Origin of the sequence: Companilactobacillus farciminis KCTC 3681 = DSM 20184 (assembly GCF_002706745.1) — a bacterium.
Taxonomy (GTDB): domain Bacteria; phylum Bacillota; class Bacilli; order Lactobacillales; family Lactobacillaceae; genus Companilactobacillus; species Companilactobacillus farciminis.
On the sequence record NZ_CP017702.1, the window covers coordinates 1,418,657 to 1,437,672 of the forward strand.

Below are 19,016 nucleotides of genomic sequence, written 5' to 3' on the forward strand. Positions count from 1 at the left end.
CATGGCTGAGAAAAAAGAAGAACGCTTAGCTCGTGAAATATACAGTGCTGTTGGGGGACCTAGCAATGTAGAAAAATTGATCCATTGTATGACTCGGGTCAGAATGACGATTCGTGATTACGATAAGGTCGATATGGAAAAATTAAAGGCCATCGATGGTGTCTTAGGTGTCGTCCAAGAAGATACCTTACAAGTAGTCGTTGGACCTGGTCTAGTAAATAAAGTTGCCCAAGTAATGATTGACCAAGTTGGCGTCAAATTGGGAGAACCCTTCCCAGAAAATCTTGAAGAAGATGACCAACCTCAACTATCCGAACACCAAAAGGCTAAAGCTGAGGTCACTCAAAAAGCTGCTGAATTCAAGGCTCAACAAAAAAAGAAGATCAAGCCTTCTAAAACGAAAGCTGTCTTAAAATCTATTTCTAATATTTTCGTACCTTTGATTCCTGTTTTCGTCGGTGCCGGTTTAATTGGTGGTATCGCTGCCGTTCTTTCCAATATGATGGTCGCTGATGATATCGGCAAGAATTGGACTGAATTTATTACTGTTCTAAATGTTATTAAAAATGGTGTTTTTGCTTATTTAGCTATTTATGTTGGTATCAATTCCGCCCAAGAATTCGGGGCAACTCCTGGTCTTGGTGGTGTGATTGGTGCCGTGACCTTGCTTGCTGGTGTGGATCCTAAAGTTCCCTTGCAAAATATCTTTAACGGTTCTGCCCTTTCAGCTGGTCAAGGTGGTATCATCGGGGGCATCTTTGCTGTTTGGATTCTTTCAATCATTGAAAAACAATTGCACAAAGTCATCCCTGATTCGATTGATATCATCGTGACGCCTACGTTGACGCTTCTAGCCGTCGGTGTCTTCACAATCTTCATCGTTATGCCTATCGCTGGTGTTATCTCTGACTCATTAGTTGGTTCTATCATGTGGGTTCTAAAAGTCGGTGGTGCCTTCTCTGGATTTATCTTAGGACTATTCTTCTTACCTATGGTTATGCTTGGTTTACATCAAATCTTAACTCCTATTCATATTGAAATGATCGACCAAACCGGTTCTACTTTACTATTGCCTATCCTTGCTATGGCTGGTGCTGGACAAGTTGGTGCTGCTTTAGCTCTTTGGGTTCGTTGCAAAAAAAACAAGAAGTTAACTAATATGATCAAAGGTGCTCTACCAGTTGGTTTCTTAGGAATTGGTGAACCCTTGATCTACGGTGTTACTTTACCTCTTGGTCGTCCATTCATTACTGCTTGTATCGGTGGTGGTATTGGTGGTGCCGTTGTTGGAGCCTTTGGTAACGTCGGTGCGATTGCCATTGGACCTTCTGGTGTTGCCTTGATTCCATTGATCACTAACGGACACATCTTAGGTTACGTCTTAGGACTACTAGCTGCCTACGTTGGAGGCTTTATCGCTACTTACTTCTTTGGTGTTCCAAATGATGCCAAGAAAGCTACTGAATTAGACTAATCTATGGAAAGTCTAATCTTTTCTATTAAGCAAAAGTTACCGGAACTAACGAAGACTGAACAAAAAATTGCTCACTACGTGATTGATAACCCGGCAAAAGTAATTTCAATGAGTGTTCAAGAACTAGTCAGTGCGATTCCAACGAGTTCCGCTTCGATCGTTCGGTTTGCTAAAATATTTTGTCCCAATGGTTTCGCTGACTTCAAGTTGAAATTGTCGGCGGAAAGTGAATTAAATCAAAAGATCTACGATGAACTAGATCCAAAAGACTCTATCGATGATTTAAAAGACAAGTTGTCCTTTCGAATCAATCAAACCTTAATCAGAACAAATAGTATTTTGGACGATGCTTCTTTGACCCAAGCGATACAAATCCTCAGCCAAAAAGAAACTATCGTAAGTTTTGGAATCGGTGCATCCCACTTAGTAGCTGAAGACTTCCAACAAAAATTTTTCCGAATCGGTAAAACTGTCATCACTAACAACGATGTTCATGTCATATCAACGATTTTACTGGCTAAAAAAGAACAAGCGGCCGTTTTGATAGTTTCAAACTCCGGTGAGACTAAGGAAGCAATCAACTTAGCACGTCTTGCAAAACAAAATAAAATCCCTATAATTGTATTAACGCATAAAAATGAAAGCGTTTTAGCAAAAATGTCGGATGTAGTTTTGATTCACGATGACAGTACCGAAAATAGTTCTTTGCGAAGTGCCGCAACCACCTCTTTGATTGCCCAATTCTATGCAATTGATTTGTTATATTACAGTTACTTCAAGTTAGACTTTTCTAAACACGTCAAAGAAATCATCTCTTCACAAAAATTTATTGCTAAGAACTTCAAGGAGGAAGAATAAACATGGGGTTATTTTCTAGAAAAAAGATCGATGAATTCGTTTCACCTGCCAATGGTGAATTGATCCACTTGGACAAAGTCAACGATCCAGTCTTTTCACAAAAACTAATGGGTGACGGCTTTGCGGTTAAACCAAGCGATAACGAAATCGTCGCTCCCATCAGCGGTGTTATTGGGACAGTTTTCCCCACTAAACACGCCTTAATGATCACTTCTAAAAATGGTCTAGAAATCATGTTGCACTTAGGTATCGACACAGTTGAACTAAACGGACAGCCTTTTGAAATGTTCGTTCAAGAAAACGATACAGTCAAAGCTGGTCAAAAGCTCGCTACGATGGACCTGCAAAAGGTCCTAGACAGTGGCAAAGATACACCGATCATGACTATCATCACTAATTCAGATGCTGTTAAAGATATGGGGGATTTTGAAGATAAATCAGTTTCTGCTGGTGATAAGGCTTTAGAAATTACCGTCAATTAAATACAAAAGTCAGGTTAAATGACCTGGCTTTTTTGTTCCATTGATTAACTAACTGTATAATAAATAAAAGGAGGTTTTCTAATGGTTAAAATTCCTTATTTGACTGGTTTCGAAGCTTATTTAAAGACCAGAAAAATTTCAGACAAAGCTCACACTGAATACATGAACTCACTGACTGATTTTTTCAATTACACGATTCAACACAATCCCGACTACAAAATTACTGAAGATATCAAAGATGTCCACGAAATGGATGTCAGACTGTTTAAAAACTTTATGCTAGAAGAATTACAACTCAGTGCTAGTACGATCAACAAAGTTATTAGCAATTTGAATGTCTACTTTAAATACCTCTTCAGTGTCAAAAAAACACCCGAGATTCCAACTTTGAACATAAACAGTGTCACCGTACCCAAACAGAGTGATTTTCCCGTAGAAGTCTTTCTGAAGCTTCCCTATTACCTACAAGCTGACTTGAGTGTTTATACGCGACTGTTAATTTTGATCGTAGCAAAAGGTTTTAACTATAAGGAAGCCATGCAAGCAGGATTTTATCAAAAGTTCAATCAACTGGACTTCGATGAAGATGAGACTAAATTCTTAAATCTCTATCGCAATTACATTGAACCTTACAAGACGTATTGGGACAATGACAATCTTTTCTTGAGTCGCAATCGTGGTGCTAACAGTCCTCTCTTGACAGTTCCAGCGATCCATCGTGATTTAAAACGTGACAGTGAAGCTACCAAATTGGACCTCTCGCCTAAAAAGCTCTATACGACTTTTATCCTACTAGCTTTGAGTACAAAAGAACTGAGTGCTGACCAACAACGAGCTTTAGATGCTCTAGACACTCCTTCCTTGATGTATTATCGCCGCTTAAAACGCGAAACAAATTTTGATATTTAGAAAGTGTGAAAAATGAAAAATATTGCTGTATACTGTGGCGCTGCTACAGGAAATGATGAGGTTTACAAATTAGGAGCTAAAAAACTCGGTCAATGGATCGTTCAAAACAACTACGGTCTAACTTATGGCGGTGGCAAATTTGGATTGATGAGCGTCATTGCTAACAGTGTTCTGGAAAATGGTGGTTTCGTTCATGGAATTATCACCCAAGAACTTTTCGACCGCAAATTAGCTTTTGAAGAGATTTCCAAATTGGACATCGTCTCTGACATCTCAGTTAGAAAACAAGCCATGCTAAAGGATTCCGTAGTTAACATTGCTCTACCCGGTGGACCTGGAACACTCGAGGAGATAGCTGAAGCCTTTTCTTGGACGATTTTGGGAGATAGTAAGAGTCCCTGTATCTTTTACAACATCAATCATTATTACGATCAACTAGAAGCATTTTTTGATTCAATGGCTGAAAAAGGCTTTATGGAGCCCACTACACGAAAGACTTTACTCTTTAGCGATTCACTGACTGAAATAAAAGATTTTATAGATTCATATAACCCACCAGCATTGCGTAAATATAAAAATTAAGATGAGCGTTTTATTTCACTACTAACCAAAAAGGAGTTATATTCTAGTTGTCAGATAGGAAAATGATATCTGACGAATATACTCCTTAGATATACATTACAAACTATGGTTCTCTCATTAATACTATATACAAAATAAATATCCTCCCAATTTTGTAAAATTGAAAAAGATATAGACCAATAAACTTATAAACTCTCTGATATATAACAAAAACACGTTGGAATTAATTTTCCAGCGTGTTTTTTATTTAGTATTTTATAAGAAAGATGTGATAACACCAGCAATAACTACTAGTACTAATCCAGAAATAACCATGATCATTTCTTTACGTGTCTTACTTTCATGAAGGAAGTAAATACTACCTAACGTAGCAATGATAACGTTCATTTGTGAAAGCGTGAAACCAGTAGCTAATCCGTTAACGTCCTTACGAGATGAAATCAAGTACGTTGCAGCAGCAAAAGCGAAGAAGATACCACTGATGATGTTTAAGTAAGTACTCTTTGACTTGTAAGGCTTAGCTTCACGATTACCCTTAGTAAGAAAGGCAAAAACAGTTGCAGCAACTGCCATACCGAATGCTTGTGGCAAGAAGGCTTCAAAACCATTGATCGTTACAGCTTGTGGAAAGGCTGAATAACCAACATAACCAATTGTAGCAATCAATACTAAAGTAATACCTTTAACAACGCTTGATTCGCTCTCAGAAACTTTCTTTTCACTGTAAGTAGTCAAGTAAACTCCAATAATAATCAAAAGAATAGCAAAGGCACCAACTAATTTAGCTGTAACACCAGGCCATTCGCCTAAAACGATCACTCCCCAAAGTGATGTACCGATCAATTGGAAACCAGTTGAAACTGGCATTGTCTTTGAAACACCCATTTCAGCAAAGGCGTAAAAGACTAATGATTGAGCAGCTGACCAACAAACACCAGACAAGAAGGTGAATAAGAAGGTCTTACCACTTACAAGTGGTGTTTGAGTAACAAGTGCTACGACAATGGCAGACAAAAATGTACCATAAGTTGCACCAATAATTTGATTAACTGGCTTCCCTCCGAATTTACCTGTCAAGATTGGGAATAATCCCCAACCGATCATCGGCATTAGTCCAATTAAAATATTTACCATATTCATTTTTTACAAACTCCCTTTAGTTCAAAATAACAAAGCAATTTTTCAGCAATGTGGATATTATATCAAAAATGAGAATGCGTTTTCAAGAAAAATCTACGTTTTCATTAAAAATATCATGATAAATATTTAATATTTTTGATTAGTCTTTGATTTGGTACTACGAGAACCGTTTACAATTATATAATTATCTATAAATAAATTTTATTCTGTAAATCAAATGTATCTTTTCGTAAATCGTTATCACAAAAAATATTATGTATTCGAACATAGCTAATCAAACTGTACTAATAAAAAAAAGCCCTCTTAGGTAGCCTAAAACTAACCTAAAAGAGCTGATTTATTCATTAATTAGAATTGTTCGTTCAATGGAGGAACAACTTGCTTCTTACGTGAAACAACGCCAGGTAAAGCAGCCTTGTTATCTTCAACTTTAGTATTCAAAGCTGTTTCAAACTTGCTGATAGCATCGTCATCACCGATAACAACACCAGTAGTATCACTAGTCAAGATATTAGTGATCAATAGGACAAACAAGTTATAACCGTTGTCAGCATTTTCTGCCTTGATGTCTTTTACAAAATCAGCTTCACGCTTCAAAGTGTCGTCAACATCAACAGTATTAACTTGAGCTACACGAACGCTTGTACCATTCATGTCAAAGCTCTTAGCATCCATGTCGATCAATTCTTGCGTTGATTTGCTGTCTAAGTTTGTACCAGCCTTCAACATTTCAAGACCATAAGTTTCATAATCAATTCCAGCAATCTTGCTCAAATCTTTAAGAGCGTCGCGGTCTTCGTCTGTTGTTGTAGGTGACTTCAATAGCAATGTATCAGAAATGATTGATGATGCCATGATAGCAGCAATCTTTTCAGGAATTTCTACTTCTGATTCGTTGTACATCTTCCAAACGATTGTACTTACACAACCTAGTGGTTCTGCACGGTAGTACAATGGCAAATCAGTTTCAAAGTTAGCGATACGGTGGTGGTCAACTACGTGAGTAACTTCAACAGTATCGATGTCGCTGACACTTTGTTGTCTTTCGTTGTGGTCCACAAGCATAACTTTCTTAACTTCCCCGTCAATAGCAGAAATTACACGTGGGAACTTCACATCGAAATGATCGTAAACAAATTTTGTTTCTAGGTTTGGTTCACCCAAAGCTACAGCTTCAGTGTTGTAGCCTAATTTGTTTTGTAAGTATGAATAAGCAATAGCTGCTGAGACAGCATCTGTATCAGGATTCTTGTGTCCAAATACTAATTCTTTTTCTGGCATGTTGTTTTATACCCCTTTTATAAAATAATTTATCTTGAAGACTTCAAACGATCAATATAGCTCATTTTATCTAAGAAATTATCCCATTCGTTCAAGAATTCTTGAATCCGTGGAATCTTTTCTTTATCTTCTCGATATACAAATGATAAATCACTTGATATAGCTGGTTCAAGTGGTGTTTGATAAAGTTTAAACATTGATTCATGTGCAATACAAAAACTCAATGGTAAAACCGTATAAACATCGTCGGATTCTTGGGTAAACTTCAAAAGTTGATAAGGCGATGAAAATCTCGCAATAACCTTTGGCAAGTCCACTAAAGCATCCCGATATCGTTCTTGCAATAATTCTGAGAAATAGTAGCTCTTCAAATAAGTTGCCCAAGGCTTTTGGGTTGCATCCTTGTAGCAGACTGACTTTCTCTTGCTAAACTTCTCATTGTTGTGAATCAACATTATGTTATCACTAATGATCTTTTTAGACTTGTAAATTTTCCAACTCTTGATATTTCGATCTGGTAAATACATGATTGCCAAATCGATTCGATTATTTTGGATACTATCCCAAAGTTCTTTTCGAGTTAATAAATTCAAATCGATCACAACGTTTGGATTGATACGATTGTATTCGACAATAAAGTCCTCGATCACGACAGATTCGGCCGTTGATAACAGTCCAATACTGATGGTACCGCTTTTTTCTGATGATGCTTGTTGGATTTGATCGGTCACATTGTTGATCAAGTCAAACATTTGGTGTGTAGCCTTTAGGAGGGATGTTCCTGCGTCAGTTAAATAAATCTTTTTACCCACGCTATAAAACAATGGAGCTCCCACCACGCGTTCAATCTTTTTGATCTGTTGAGTCAAAGCCGGTTGCGTAATACCTAACATCTGAGCTGTTTTGGTATAACTCATGTTCTTAGTCAACTCGTCAAAGTAATTTAAAGCTTTGGAACTAAAGACTCTTCTTGATTTTTCGTCCAGCAATAAAGAATCCTCCTAATTATTTGTCATAGTAAAAATTAATATGTTCAATAAGATAATAATACTATATAACGTAAAACTATGCTGATTATATCCTATTTTTCTTCAACTTTTTTGACAAATCTAACAGGAATCCCATCAGTTTCCGGATCCATGATAAATGAACCATTAGAATAACGGTCGGTACTTTGGTGTCCAGCACGATCGATTTCAATTTCTTTGTTAATGTCAGTAATGATTGAAATTGACTCGTCGTTTGAAATATTAGTTACTAATTGCACTCGATGTGGATTGCGTTTTAATTCACGTAACGTTAAGACACCACGACGGGCACGACTAGTTATAGGAATCTCTGACAACTTCATTTGCTTGTATGAACCACGTTGCGTCAATAAAGCAATTTTTTCATTTTCGTCAGTCGATAGGAAGTATCCAGCTAATTGATCATCAGCTTTTAGACTGACAAATTTAACCCCAATAGCTTTGCCACTAACTACCGGCACTTCAGAAACTGGAAAGGCTGAAGCATAAGAGTGTTGCGTAAAGACATAAACTAAATCAGATGAATCGCTAGCTAAGTAATAGACGTTCATAACTCTAGCATCAGCTGACTTGATCTTGCAATACTTCGAAGCACGAGACTTATAAGTACGTCCCGGCAACAAGTCACTGAAAGCAACTTGTTTGATGTAGTTTTCATTTGTAGCAATTAAGAAATTGCCTGTTTCTTTCAAATCCTTAAAGACAAACGCTTTGAGAATCGACTCATCACTATCCAAACCAACCTGTTGAGACAAGTGCGAACCGGTATCCTTCCAACGACTATCTTCAATTTCAAAAATTTGACGATAGATCAAATTACCCTTATCAGTAAAAATGAAGACATGATCAAGCGTGTTGACATTTTGATCGATGATTGGATAGTCTTCGTCTTTTAGACCATTGTCTTCTGGACTAGAAGCTTGATAAGAACGCAAACTACTACGTTTAACGTAACCATCATGACTAACTAATAGACGAACATCTTCACTGGCAACCATAACTGAAGTATCAACTTCGATTTCTTCGACCTTAGCCTCAATCTTAGTTCGACGCTTGTCAGCGTACGTATCACGGACGGTCAATAGTTCCTTTTTGATCACATTCATCAAAGTCTGATGATCATCGATAATTTTATTCAAAGAAGTGATCTGGTCATTTAACTCTTGGTCTTCTTTTTCAAGTTCAGTTACATCAGTATTAGTTAGACGATAAAGTTGCAAGGAAACGATAGCTTCTGCTTGTTCATCAGTAAATTTATAGGATTTAATCAAATTATTCTTGGCATCGGATTTATTCTTGCTGCCACGAATCGTTTTGATAACTTTATCAAGAATCGACAAAGCTTTGATCAAACCTTCAACGATGTGCAAGCGTTTCTTCGCTTTACTTAGGTCAAATTGACTACGACGTAAAACGACGTCTTCTTGATGTTTGATGTATTCCTTCAAGATTTGAATCAAACCAACTTGTTGTGGCGACATATTAGCAATAGCCACCATATTGAAGTTATATGAAACTTGCAGATCAGTATTTTTGAACAAATAATTCAAAATTCCGTTAGCATCGACGTCACGCTTCAATTCAACAACGATCGATAAACCTTGACGGTCAGATTCGTCACGAACTTCAGCGATACCTTCGACCTTTTTAAGAACTCTGATTTCATCCATCTTTTTAACTAATTGAGCCTTGTTAACTTCATAAGGAATCTCGGTAATCACGATTTGCGATTTATGACCACGAATTTCTTGAATCGTTGTCTTAGAACGAAGAAAGACCTTGCCACGTCCAGTTTGATAAGCTTCTTTGATACCATCTTTTCCTTGTAAGATACCACCGGTTGGAAAGTCTGGTCCCTTAACGATCTTCATCAACTCATCCAAAGTAATATCTGGATTGTCGATCATCTTGATCGTAGCATCGATAACTTCACCTAAGTTGTGTGGTGGAATCTCTGTCGCATAACCGGCAGAAATACCAGTTGCACCATTAACTAAAAGATTAGGAAATCTAGCTGGTAAAACCTTTGGTTCTTTTTCAGTATCATCGAAATTCCACTCTTCATCGACAGTACCTTTGTTGATATCACGTAACATTTCCGTTGATATCTTGCTCAAGCGAGCTTCAGTATAACGCATGGCAGCTGGCGGATCTCCATCCATCGAACCATTGTTACCATGCATTTCAATTAGAGGTTCACGTAATTTCCAATCTTGTGAAAGACGCACCATGGCTTCATAAATTGAAGAGTCCCCGTGAGGGTGGAAATTACCCATGACGTTACCAACACCTTTGGCAGACTTACGAAAGCCTTTGTCATACGTGTTGCCATCCAAAAACATTGAGTACAAGATTCTACGTTGAACTGGTTTCAAACCGTCTCGAATGTCAGGTAAAGCTCTTTCTTGAATAATTGATTTTGAATATCTCGCAAATCGATCTCCCATGATTTTTTCGAGCGAGATATCTTGAATTTTAGGAGAATTTTCAGTCACTATTTATCACCTATTCCTTATTCAATAAATCGTCAACGATTTTACTGTCGATTGGATCAGTTGCATCGACTTTTTCGAGGATATTGTCCCCTTCTTCAGTTCCGTTGAAGCGAACATTTTCTTCGATCCAATCACGACGTGGTTTAACTTTGTCACCCATTAAGGTAGTTACACGACGTTCAGCTAAAGCCGCATCATCGATATTGACCCGAATCAAAATTCGATTAGCAGGGTCCATTGTCGTCTTCCAAAGTTGGTCGGCATTCATTTCACCCAAACCTTTGAATCGTTGCAAGTCGTAGCCTTTACCCATTTCTTTGATACCAGCTTTTAGTTCATCTGGAGTCCAAGCGTATTTAGTCTTAGTTTTGGCACCTTTACCTTTTTGCAAACGATAAAGTGGCGACAAAGCAATATATACGTGACCTGATTCAACTAGTGGGCGCATGTAGCGATAGAAGAACGTTAACAACAAGATTTGAATGTGAGAACCATCATCATCGGCATCGGTCATGATAATGATCTTGTCGTAATTTCTGTCTTCTAGCTTGAAGTCAGCTCCAACACCGGCACCGATCGTATAGATCATCGTATTGATCTCTTCATTTTTGTAGATATCTTCCAGCTTAGCTTTTTGAGTATTCAAAACCTTACCACGCAATGGCAAGATAGCTTGGAACTTTCTGTCTCGGCCTTGTTTAGCAGAACCACCGGCAGAATCACCCTCGACTAGGAACAATTCGTTTTTATCTGGATTCTTTGATTGAGCAGGTGTCAATTTACCAGACAACAAACCATCAGTCTTCTTGTTCTTCTTGCCGCTACGAGTACTTTCTCGAGCTTTTCTAGCAGCATCCCTAGCTTCACGAGCTTTGAGAGCTTTTTTGACGAGCATTTGTGCTTGCTCACCATTTTCCAATAAATAAAAGCTCATTTGTTCATAAACTAGTTGGTCAACAGCTGATCTTGCTTGAGGAGTACCAAGTTTTCCCTTAGTTTGACCTTCGAATTGCAAGATTTCTTCAGGGATACGTACCGAAATAATTGCTGATAGACCTTCACGAACATCGCTACCTTCAAGGTTCTTGCTATTTTCTTTTAATAGTCCGACCTTTCTTGCATAGTCGTTGAACGCTTTAGTCAAACCAGACTTCATTCCGGCCTCGTGCGTCCCACCATCAGCAGTACGAACATTATTAACAAACGAGATGATATTTTCAGAATAACCGTCGTTATATTGACCGGAAAATTCGATTTCAATATCTGAATTAGTACCCTCTACGTAGAAAATTCCACCAAGAGCATCTTTTCCTTCGTTGAGGTATTTAACAAATGATTGAATACCATCTTCGTAATGGAAAACTTCTTCCTTGTCTTCTTCACCACGTTTATCAGTGATAGTAAACTTAACACCTTTGAGTAGGAAGGCTGACTCACGAAGTCTTTCGGCTAAAGTATCGAAATTAAATTTGGTTGTTTGAAAAATCGTCTTATCAGGCTTGAAACTAATCGTTGTTCCACTGCCTTCTTTAGTTGAACCAGTCTTTTTCAAAGTTCCGACCGGATGGCCACCATTTTCAAAACGTTCTTCGTAAACTTTGTGATCACGAACGACACGAACTGTCATCCATTCAGACAAGGCATTTACAACTGATGAACCTACACCGTGTAGACCACCAGACGTTTTGTAACTATTTTCGGAGAACTTACCTCCGGCATGTAGAACCGTTAAGATAACTTCAATCGTTGGACGACCAGACGAATGCATTCCCGTTGGCATTCCTCGACCATGGTCAACGACAGTAATGCTACTATCTTTGTTGATAGTGACATTGATCTCCTTACCAAATCCTGATAGAGCTTCATCGACTGCGTTATCGACAATTTCATAGACCAAGTGATGTAATCCACGTGAATCTGTGGAACCAATGTACATACCAGGTCTTTTTCGTACAGCTTCTAATCCTTCAAGGATTTGAATTGACGAATCATCATAAGATGATTTTGGCATTTATATCATTCCTTTTTCATTTACTACTGCAGTTATTTTAGTATTATAACACTATTCACACTATACGAATATACGTTCGTATTCAAGAGAAATCTTTTATTTTTGGCTAAAATAGTGGATAATGTCTAAGTTGGTATTTATAATTCTTTTAAAACACCATAGAATTACAATATACCAAAAAATAAAGCTGAGAGAGTGATTTTTTAATGAAACTTCTCATTTGTGCCATTTTAGCCTATTTAATCGGCTCATTTCCAACTGCCTATCTAGTCGGAAAATTTTTCTTCCACAAAAATATTTTTGATTATGGTAGTGGTAACGTTGGAACCACAAATGCTTACCGGGTCTTCGGTAAATATGCCGGAACACTAGTTTTAATTATCGATATTTTAAAGGGAACATTAGGAGCATTGATGCCTGTCTTCTTTGGACTTGATCATCATTGGGTTCTTTTCGTCGGAATCTGTGCCGTTATCGGCCACTGCTTCTCTATCTTCTTGAAATTCAGAGGTGGTAAAGCCGTCGCTACTAGTGCTGGTATTTTACTAGCTTACAATCCTTTGTTGTTTACGATTTGTTTTATCGTCTTAGCAACAATCGTTTACGTTACTAGCATGGTCAGTGTAGCTAGTTTAACAACCGTACTCTTCTTTACCGTCGCTTCGTTATTTTTGCACGATTGGATCTTAACTACCGTCGCTGCTATTGTTACCGTCATTATTTATGTTCGTCACATTCCTAATATCAAGCGATTACTCAAAGGAAAAGAAAACCTCGTTCCAATTGGTCTACAATACAAGAAACAACAAGCTAAGAAAAATCAAAAATAATTCCACAAAAAAGCAGGTCAAGAATTTAACTTCTCGACCTGCTCTTTTTTTTAATTTGTGACCATTTGATCTTTATAAAGACCGGCATAAAAACCATCTTCTGCCAAAAGGGTTTGATGATTGCCTTGTTCAATAATATTTCCGTCTTTTAAGACCACAATCTTGTCAGCATTTAAAATCGTCTTCAAACGGTGAGCAATAACAAAACTCGTCCGTCCTTGAATTACCCGATCCATTGCTGCTTGAATATTTGCTTCAGTAACTGTATCAACGTTAGAAGTTGCTTCATCCAAAATCAATAATTGTGGATTAGTCAAAATCGTTCTCGCAATTGACATCAGTTGCTTTTGTCCAGCTGAGAAAACACTCTGCTCATCTGAAACCTTTGTTTCATAGCCATCAGGTAAACTCATAATAAACTCATTGATGTTAGCTTGCTTAGCCGCATCGATTACTCGATCCATTGAAGCGCTTGGATCACCATAACGAATGTTATCAGCAATCGTACCTGAAAATAGTTGCGGATCCTGCAAGACAATCCCGACGTTCTTACGCAACTTCTGCAAGTCGAATTGACGAATGTCCACGCCATCGATCGTAATAGCACCACTGTCGACGTCGTAGAAGCGATTCAATAAATTCATGACCGTAGTCTTACCTGAACCAGTTGGACCCACTAAAGCGACCATTTCGCCCTTGTGGACTGAAATAGACACGCCATGCAAGATTTCTTTTCCTGGTAAGTAACTGAAGTGTACATCATCGATCTGTAGTTCTTTTTTGATGCCGTCCAGCGACTTGCCATCTTTTGGTGCAATTTCATCAGGTTGGCTTCTTACCTCATCAACACGACGAGCTCCAGTGATAGCCAATTGAATCATACCGTACAAACTAGTTAAAGACATGATTGGTTGATAGTATTGCTGTGCGTAGTTAACGAAGACTACGACTAAGGCTAAAGCTGCTCCAGTCGACATCGTTCCGTTTAGAGCAAACCATGAACCAAAGAAAATAACGATTGCTGTGTTCAACAGTGACATCCCTTGCATCAAAGGATTTAAGACACCTGACCAAATTTGACCAGACATAGCCGATTTACGGACTGTTTGGTTGTGTTTCAAGAAGCCTTTAATCGAATCCTTTTGCAAGCCATTAGTAATAATGACCTTTTGGGCAGTAACTTGTTCGTTGATATAACCGTTCAAATTACCAATATCATCTTGTTGGTGGTTAACAGCTACGCCGGCTTTTTTCATTACGAATCCCGCCACGATCAAAGCTACCGGTGTTGAAGCCATTGTGACCCAAGCCATCGTGACATTTTGGTTGAACATGACGATTAACAAACCGATAAACTGCGCAACTGACAAGAAAATTTCAATCAAAGCTTGGTTCATCGCATTGAAGATGTTATCCAAGTCAGACGTATATCGAGCTAAGATGTCGCCATCGCTGTGAGAATCGAAATATTTAACTTGCATTCTTTGCATTTTTCTAAACATTCCCACACGCATAGTCCCAGTTGAAAAAGCCGTAATTCTAGCCAAGATCCAACTGGCAATCAAAAGCGTTGATGCATCTCCAATGTATAGACTCAAGTAGATCCACAACGTCTTGTGAAAGCTTCCTAAACTGGCACTTCCACGAGTTGCTGCGTCAGTCCATTGTTGCAAGTAGGTCGTCAACTCTGAAACTGCTTTTCCTAAATAAGTTGGGGCAATAACGATACAGGCAGTCGAAATACCGATCAAAATGGATGTCATTAAGAATCCAAACCAGTATTTTTTCAAATAATGCCAATAATATTTCCCAGCATTTTTCAAGTCACTCATTATTTTGCCCCCTCTCTAGCTTTTTGTGTCTTATAAATCTCCTGATAAACAGCATTGTCAGCTACTAACTGATGATGATTGCCATTACCAACTATTTTTCCATCATCCATTACTAAAATCTTGTCAGCACGAATAATTGAAGAGATCTTTTCGGCAATCACAACTGTCGTAGTGTGTTGCAAATCTTTATCCAATGCCTCTTGAACTAATTTTTCTGACTTAGCATCAAGTGCTGAGGTCGCATCGTCCAAAATCAAAATCTTCGGATTAGCAATGACTCCACGAGTAATAGAAAGACGTTGCTTTTGACCACCAGAGAAGTTAGATGAACGCTCTTCAACCGGTGCATCGTAAGTCTGTGGTAGACGTTCAATAAATTCAGATGCTTGAGCAATATTAGCAGCCCATTGCATTTGAGTAGCAGTCGCATCTTCTTTTACTTGACGCAAGTTAGCTGAAATCGTTCCAGAAAACATCGTTGAACGTTGTAAAACATAGGCAACCGTTTCACGAAGAGATTTTTCTGGCAATTGTTTGATATCAACTCCGCCAATTTTAATAACTCCAGAGTCCGGATCATACAACCGAGCAATCAATTGTGCCAAAGTAGTTTTACCTGAGCCAGTTGCTCCAACGATACCAATCATTTCACCAGCTTTAACTGTAAAAGAGATATCCTTTAGCGTTGGTTCGTCATCGCCCGGATAAGTGAAGCTTACGTGATCAAACTCGATATCGCCAATAACAGGTTTATCGTCACCTTTTACGTAGTTCATGCTTGGAGTAGTAGCCATAACTTCTCCGATTCGTCCCAATGAGATGTTAGCTCTAGAAGCCGCAATCATTAAGAAACCACCGTTGATAACCGCAAACAAGATCTGCATCAAATATGAGATAAAACTAGTGATAGCTGCTAAATACGTTGGATGCGTCGTAACATTTTGTCCGACAATATAAATCGAGATAGCTACGGCAATGTTGGCGGTTAAAAAGAATGCCGGCATTAAAATAGCAAAATTATAACCAATTTTAGCCGTAACTTTCGTCAATTTATCCGATACCTTAGAGAACTTAGCAATCTCATTAGGTTCTTGGACGAAAGACTTAACCACTCGAATACCCATTAAATTCTCACGAGCTACAGTGTTGACGTCCTCAATATTTTGTTGAGTTTGACCAAAGTAGTCGCTCATCTTCTTGTATGAGTAAAAACTAACCCCCAAAACGATAATCATCATTCCAATCAAGACCCACCATTGTTGTGGCATCGTTACCATCGCTAAAATAAATGCTCCGATAAATAGCAATGGGATTCGACTGATCTGTTGGAATCCAGCCATGACGATCTGTTGAACTTGATTAATATCATTAGTCATTCGGACAACTAAATTGGATGCTGAAAACTTCTCAACGTCCGCATATGCAAATGACTGAACTTTACTATACAGATCAGCACGTAAATCAGTTGCTACACCTAAAGCGACGTGTGCTGAATAAATCGTATTGATAACACCAGCAATAATACCGATGATTGCTAGACCTATCAAAAGGATTCCTTGTTGAAAAATAGTTGCTTTGTCTCCCTTTAAAATTGCATTCATAACAACTTGTAACAGTCTTGGTTGCCACAATGTCGCAAAAACTAAGGCAATGACTGAAATGACTGCAATATACGGGTCTTTTCGATAACGCTTAATATATGGGATCAATACTTTCATAAATAACCTCCCTCATTCACTCATCCAGTTAAAAAAAACAAGACACTCAGTAGAAAAACTACTTAGCATCTTGTCTGGTACAAATCCTTGGACCCTCCGATGAAACTTAAACTGAATGAAAACGTTAGTAGAAATAGTACACTGAAATAATATTTTTATCAAGAAAGATACATTATAAAAGTTAAAAATATTTTTAAATCATTAATTTTTTTCGTAAATAAAGCTACTTTTATCCATTGTTACTGATAAAATGAAATTAAAGCGTTATCAATTCGGGGAGGGATTAAATAGATGGATTCAAACAATTTACCGACTAGAGCACAATATCGTTCAAAAAAACATCCTAAGCATTTTTACAGTCGCTGGTGGTTTTGGTTAATAATAATAATTATTATCTTAGCTGGTGGTGCGACTGCTGGCATGAAGATCACCTCTACTGGTCCTTTCAAAGAAACTACCACTAAAGTAGAAAAAAAAGATACCTCTAAAAAGAAGGTCAAAAAGCAGACTGGTGTAACCTTCTATCAATATAATGGTATTTATCTAAACGAAACTAGTGGAACACCAATCGAAACAGTCCACAATATCTTAGGTAAACCTTCATCTACCTCTATCACTGAAAATCAAGGTGTTAAAACTGAACAAGATACTTGGAACGACGTCCAAAATGGTCAATTAGGCTCAACTCTCAAAGTCAGCTTTGCAAATGGACATGCTATCAACAAAGCTTTAAACGGCTTAAAGGTTAAACGTTCTGAAAAATTGGGACTAGATGCTTACAGTTCAGTTCAAAACGGTCAAGATGTTGACGCTATTCACACTAACTTAGGAAAACCCAACAGTTATAGCGAATCGCTTGCCGATGGTAAGTCAGTCGTCAACTATACTTACTCATCCGATGTTTCTGGCGATACTGGAGCCAATTTCGTTGTTACCTTTACTGACGGTTCAGTGAGTGGTAAAAGCCAATCAGGGATGGAATAATACCAAATTAAAAGCCTCATTAGGCAAGTGCCTAGTGAGGCTTTTGTTTGTCTTTAGAGGGGACTCCAAAATTTGCCAACTTCAGTTTTATCGACGGAATACTGCGATTGCTCGATATCAAACTGATCTAAAAATTCTACGATATCCTTTTTGAATTCTTCATCTGATAATTTAGTTCCAATGTACCAAGTATCATTGTTAACAGTAATTGGTCCCAAATTGTCATTATATTTACTCTTCACCTCATCATAAATTTTGTGAGCTGTGTCACGGTCTTTAAACTCAATCTCCCAAGTTTCTGGAATCACTTCGAATAATGATTTAAATTTCATTGCTTAACCCCCCTCGTCTTTATTTTATTGTACCGCTAAATGTAAGCGCTTATAAGAGGATATCTTCAATCCCCCCTTAGGTAGTCCTGAATGAGTATTTTCTTTTAAAACACAAAAAAACAGAGCCTCATGAATTCAAAAGAATCATGAAACTCTGTTTTTTAATTAATTATTATTTTACGCTAATTGAGAAATATGCTTCGAATTGTTCCTTAGGAGCCAACTTGTTAATAGCATATTTATTCTTAAAGTTATTATCGCTATCAGTCTTGTCAGCAAGTCCCCACCATGGTTCGATACACATGAACTTACCGTTATCATCAGGATATGTTGACCACATACCGAAGAATTTGGCGTTACCTGTATCAAGTGTCAACTTATGATCTGACTTATCACTGTAAATAGTAACTTCTGCTGGATCATTTAAACGATAAACAACAGCGTCATCAACGAAGTAATCACGTGTCATATCAAAGTTTTGATTTTCAACTTTCTTCTCACCATTTAAGTCGATCAAGTGATTGTCGATTGGAATGTGAGTTCTAGTTTCTGCTGGATCGATTGAAACTTTGTAATCTTCAAACTTCAAACCTTTGTCAAATGGAACGCAAAAGCCTGGATGTGCTCCGATTGAGAAGTACATGTCATCATTTTCTTCCAATGAATCAACTAAGTATGAAATTTGTACAGTATCTTTAACTAGTTGATAAATGATTCTCAACTTGAAGTGATATGGATACTTTTCAAGACTAGCTTCACTAGTAGTCAAGCTCAAAACTAATTTTGAATCTGTTTGTGAATCAAGACTGAATTCTTGATCACGTGCAAACCCATGTTGAGTCATATTGAATTCTTTACCATCAACGAAATAGTGATCATCCTTTAAACGACCAACGATTGGGAACAACACTGGAGCGTGACGACCCCAAACGTTCTTATCTGCTTGCCAGATGAACTGTGAATCTTCGTTATTAGTGATGCTGTTCATTTCAGCACCTAATGAATTAACCTTTAATGTTAAGTAATCGTTCTTCAATTGATAAACTGTCATGATTTCCCC

The 19,016-nt window shown here is 37.8% G+C and carries 16 protein-coding genes; 7 read left to right on the forward strand and 9 right to left on the reverse strand.

Annotated features, from left to right (window positions below):
* Window position 1 precedes the first annotated feature (1 nt).
* The 5 genes from LF20184_RS06940 to LF20184_RS06960 all read left to right on the forward strand — a co-directional run bounded on the left by LF20184_RS06940 (window position 2) and on the right by LF20184_RS06960 (window position 4,305).
* Window positions 2-1,474 carry a PTS transporter subunit EIIC gene (locus LF20184_RS06940; protein WP_010019844.1) on the forward strand — a complete coding sequence of 491 codons (1,473 nt, stop codon included), beginning with the start codon at window positions 2-4 and terminating at the stop codon, window positions 1,472-1,474.
* A gap of 3 nt (window positions 1,475-1,477) precedes the next feature.
* Complete coding sequence (locus LF20184_RS06945) at window positions 1,478-2,332, forward strand: MurR/RpiR family transcriptional regulator (protein ID WP_010019846.1); 855 nt, start codon at window positions 1,478-1,480, stop codon at window positions 2,330-2,332.
* A gap of 2 nt (window positions 2,333-2,334) precedes the next feature.
* Window positions 2,335-2,814: a PTS sugar transporter subunit IIA gene (locus LF20184_RS06950; protein ID WP_010019847.1), complete on the forward strand. Its 480-nt coding sequence runs from the start codon at window positions 2,335-2,337 to the stop codon at window positions 2,812-2,814.
* A gap of 81 nt (window positions 2,815-2,895) precedes the next feature.
* On the forward strand, window positions 2,896-3,723 hold the full coding sequence (locus LF20184_RS06955) for a site-specific integrase (protein ID WP_010019848.1): 828 nt from the start codon (window positions 2,896-2,898) through the stop codon (window positions 3,721-3,723).
* A 12-nt stretch (window positions 3,724-3,735) separates the two neighbouring features.
* Complete coding sequence (locus LF20184_RS06960; RefSeq protein WP_010019850.1) at window positions 3,736-4,305, forward strand: LOG family protein; 570 nt, start codon at window positions 3,736-3,738, stop codon at window positions 4,303-4,305.
* A 255-nt stretch (window positions 4,306-4,560) separates the two neighbouring features.
* Here LF20184_RS06960 and rbsU read toward each other — a convergent pair whose 3' ends face one another.
* The 5 genes from rbsU to parE all read right to left on the reverse strand — a co-directional run bounded on the left by rbsU (window position 4,561) and on the right by parE (window position 12,260).
* A complete protein-coding gene (gene rbsU, locus LF20184_RS06965; RefSeq protein WP_010019852.1) occupies window positions 4,561-5,445 on the reverse strand; it encodes a ribose/proton symporter RbsU in 885 nt (294 codons plus the stop codon).
* A gap of 348 nt (window positions 5,446-5,793) precedes the next feature.
* The gene (locus LF20184_RS06970) at window positions 5,794-6,726 is read right to left on the reverse strand and encodes a manganese-dependent inorganic pyrophosphatase (protein WP_010019853.1); all 933 of its coding nucleotides are present in this window, start codon (window positions 6,724-6,726) and stop codon (window positions 5,794-5,796) included.
* A 29-nt stretch (window positions 6,727-6,755) separates the two neighbouring features.
* On the reverse strand, window positions 6,756-7,712 hold the full coding sequence (locus LF20184_RS06975) for a LysR family transcriptional regulator (RefSeq protein WP_035182169.1): 957 nt from the start codon (window positions 7,710-7,712) through the stop codon (window positions 6,756-6,758).
* Window positions 7,713-7,807: 95 nt separating this feature from the next.
* Window positions 7,808-10,249 carry a DNA topoisomerase IV subunit A gene (gene parC / locus LF20184_RS06980; RefSeq protein ID WP_010019855.1) on the reverse strand — a complete coding sequence of 814 codons (2,442 nt, stop codon included), beginning with the start codon at window positions 10,247-10,249 and terminating at the stop codon, window positions 7,808-7,810.
* 10 nt (window positions 10,250-10,259) lie between these two features.
* On the reverse strand, window positions 10,260-12,260 hold the full coding sequence (gene parE, locus LF20184_RS06985; protein WP_010019856.1) for a DNA topoisomerase IV subunit B: 2,001 nt from the start codon (window positions 12,258-12,260) through the stop codon (window positions 10,260-10,262).
* A gap of 206 nt (window positions 12,261-12,466) precedes the next feature.
* On the opposite strand from parE, the gene plsY reads away from it, so the two are divergent.
* A complete protein-coding gene (plsY, locus tag LF20184_RS06990; RefSeq protein WP_010019857.1) occupies window positions 12,467-13,090 on the forward strand; it encodes a glycerol-3-phosphate 1-O-acyltransferase PlsY in 624 nt (207 codons plus the stop codon).
* A 50-nt stretch (window positions 13,091-13,140) separates the two neighbouring features.
* Here plsY and LF20184_RS06995 read toward each other — a convergent pair whose 3' ends face one another.
* Together LF20184_RS06995 and LF20184_RS07000 are read right to left on the reverse strand one after the other, a co-directional pair.
* Window positions 13,141-14,922, reverse strand: a complete 1,782-nt coding sequence (locus tag LF20184_RS06995) for an ABC transporter ATP-binding protein (RefSeq protein ID WP_010019858.1) — start codon at window positions 14,920-14,922, stop codon at window positions 13,141-13,143.
* A complete protein-coding gene (locus LF20184_RS07000; protein ID WP_010019859.1) occupies window positions 14,922-16,640 on the reverse strand; it encodes an ABC transporter ATP-binding protein in 1,719 nt (572 codons plus the stop codon). Before LF20184_RS07000 ends, LF20184_RS06995 begins: the two co-directional genes overlap by 1 nt.
* 291 nt (window positions 16,641-16,931) lie before the next feature.
* On the opposite strand from LF20184_RS07000, the gene LF20184_RS07005 reads away from it, so the two are divergent.
* Window positions 16,932-17,624 carry a DUF3862 domain-containing protein gene (locus LF20184_RS07005; protein WP_056945126.1) on the forward strand — a complete coding sequence of 231 codons (693 nt, stop codon included), beginning with the start codon at window positions 16,932-16,934 and terminating at the stop codon, window positions 17,622-17,624.
* Between the two features lie 53 nt (window positions 17,625-17,677).
* Here the strand turns inward: LF20184_RS07005 and LF20184_RS07010 are convergent, their stop codons facing one another.
* Window positions 17,678-17,956: a hypothetical protein gene (locus LF20184_RS07010; protein WP_010019863.1), complete on the reverse strand. Its 279-nt coding sequence runs from the start codon at window positions 17,954-17,956 to the stop codon at window positions 17,678-17,680.
* 172 nt (window positions 17,957-18,128) lie between these two features.
* On the reverse strand, window positions 18,129-19,007 hold the full coding sequence (locus tag LF20184_RS07015; RefSeq protein WP_010019864.1) for an aldose 1-epimerase family protein: 879 nt from the start codon (window positions 19,005-19,007) through the stop codon (window positions 18,129-18,131).
* Window positions 19,008-19,016: the final 9 nt, after the last annotated feature.

Excerpts from the sequence above, each read along its gene's own strand:
- LF20184_RS06940 (WP_010019844.1), top strand. The coding sequence starts at position 2 with ATGGCTGAGAAAAAAGAAGAACGCTTAGCTCGTGAAATATACAGTGCT.
- LF20184_RS06945 (WP_010019846.1), top strand. The coding sequence starts at position 1,478 with ATGGAAAGTCTAATCTTTTCTATTAAGCAAAAGTTACCGGAACTAACG.
- LF20184_RS06950 (WP_010019847.1), top strand. The coding sequence starts at position 2,335 with ATGGGGTTATTTTCTAGAAAAAAGATCGATGAATTCGTTTCACCTGCC.
- LF20184_RS06955 (WP_010019848.1), top strand. The coding sequence starts at position 2,896 with ATGGTTAAAATTCCTTATTTGACTGGTTTCGAAGCTTATTTAAAGACC.
- LF20184_RS06960 (WP_010019850.1), top strand. The coding sequence starts at position 3,736 with ATGAAAAATATTGCTGTATACTGTGGCGCTGCTACAGGAAATGATGAG.
- rbsU (WP_010019852.1), bottom strand. The coding sequence starts at position 5,445 with ATGAATATGGTAAATATTTTAATTGGACTAATGCCGATGATCGGTTGG.
- LF20184_RS06970 (WP_010019853.1), bottom strand. The coding sequence starts at position 6,726 with ATGCCAGAAAAAGAATTAGTATTTGGACACAAGAATCCTGATACAGAT.
- parE (WP_010019856.1), bottom strand. The coding sequence starts at position 12,260 with ATGCCAAAATCATCTTATGATGATTCGTCAATTCAAATCCTTGAAGGA.
- plsY (WP_010019857.1), top strand. The coding sequence starts at position 12,467 with ATGAAACTTCTCATTTGTGCCATTTTAGCCTATTTAATCGGCTCATTT.
- LF20184_RS06995 (WP_010019858.1), bottom strand. The coding sequence starts at position 14,922 with ATGAGTGACTTGAAAAATGCTGGGAAATATTATTGGCATTATTTGAAA.
- LF20184_RS07000 (WP_010019859.1), bottom strand. The coding sequence starts at position 16,640 with ATGAAAGTATTGATCCCATATATTAAGCGTTATCGAAAAGACCCGTAT.
- LF20184_RS07005 (WP_056945126.1), top strand. The coding sequence starts at position 16,932 with ATGGATTCAAACAATTTACCGACTAGAGCACAATATCGTTCAAAAAAA.
- LF20184_RS07010 (WP_010019863.1), bottom strand. The coding sequence starts at position 17,956 with ATGAAATTTAAATCATTATTCGAAGTGATTCCAGAAACTTGGGAGATT.
- LF20184_RS07015 (WP_010019864.1), bottom strand. The coding sequence starts at position 19,007 with ATGACAGTTTATCAATTGAAGAACGATTACTTAACATTAAAGGTTAAT.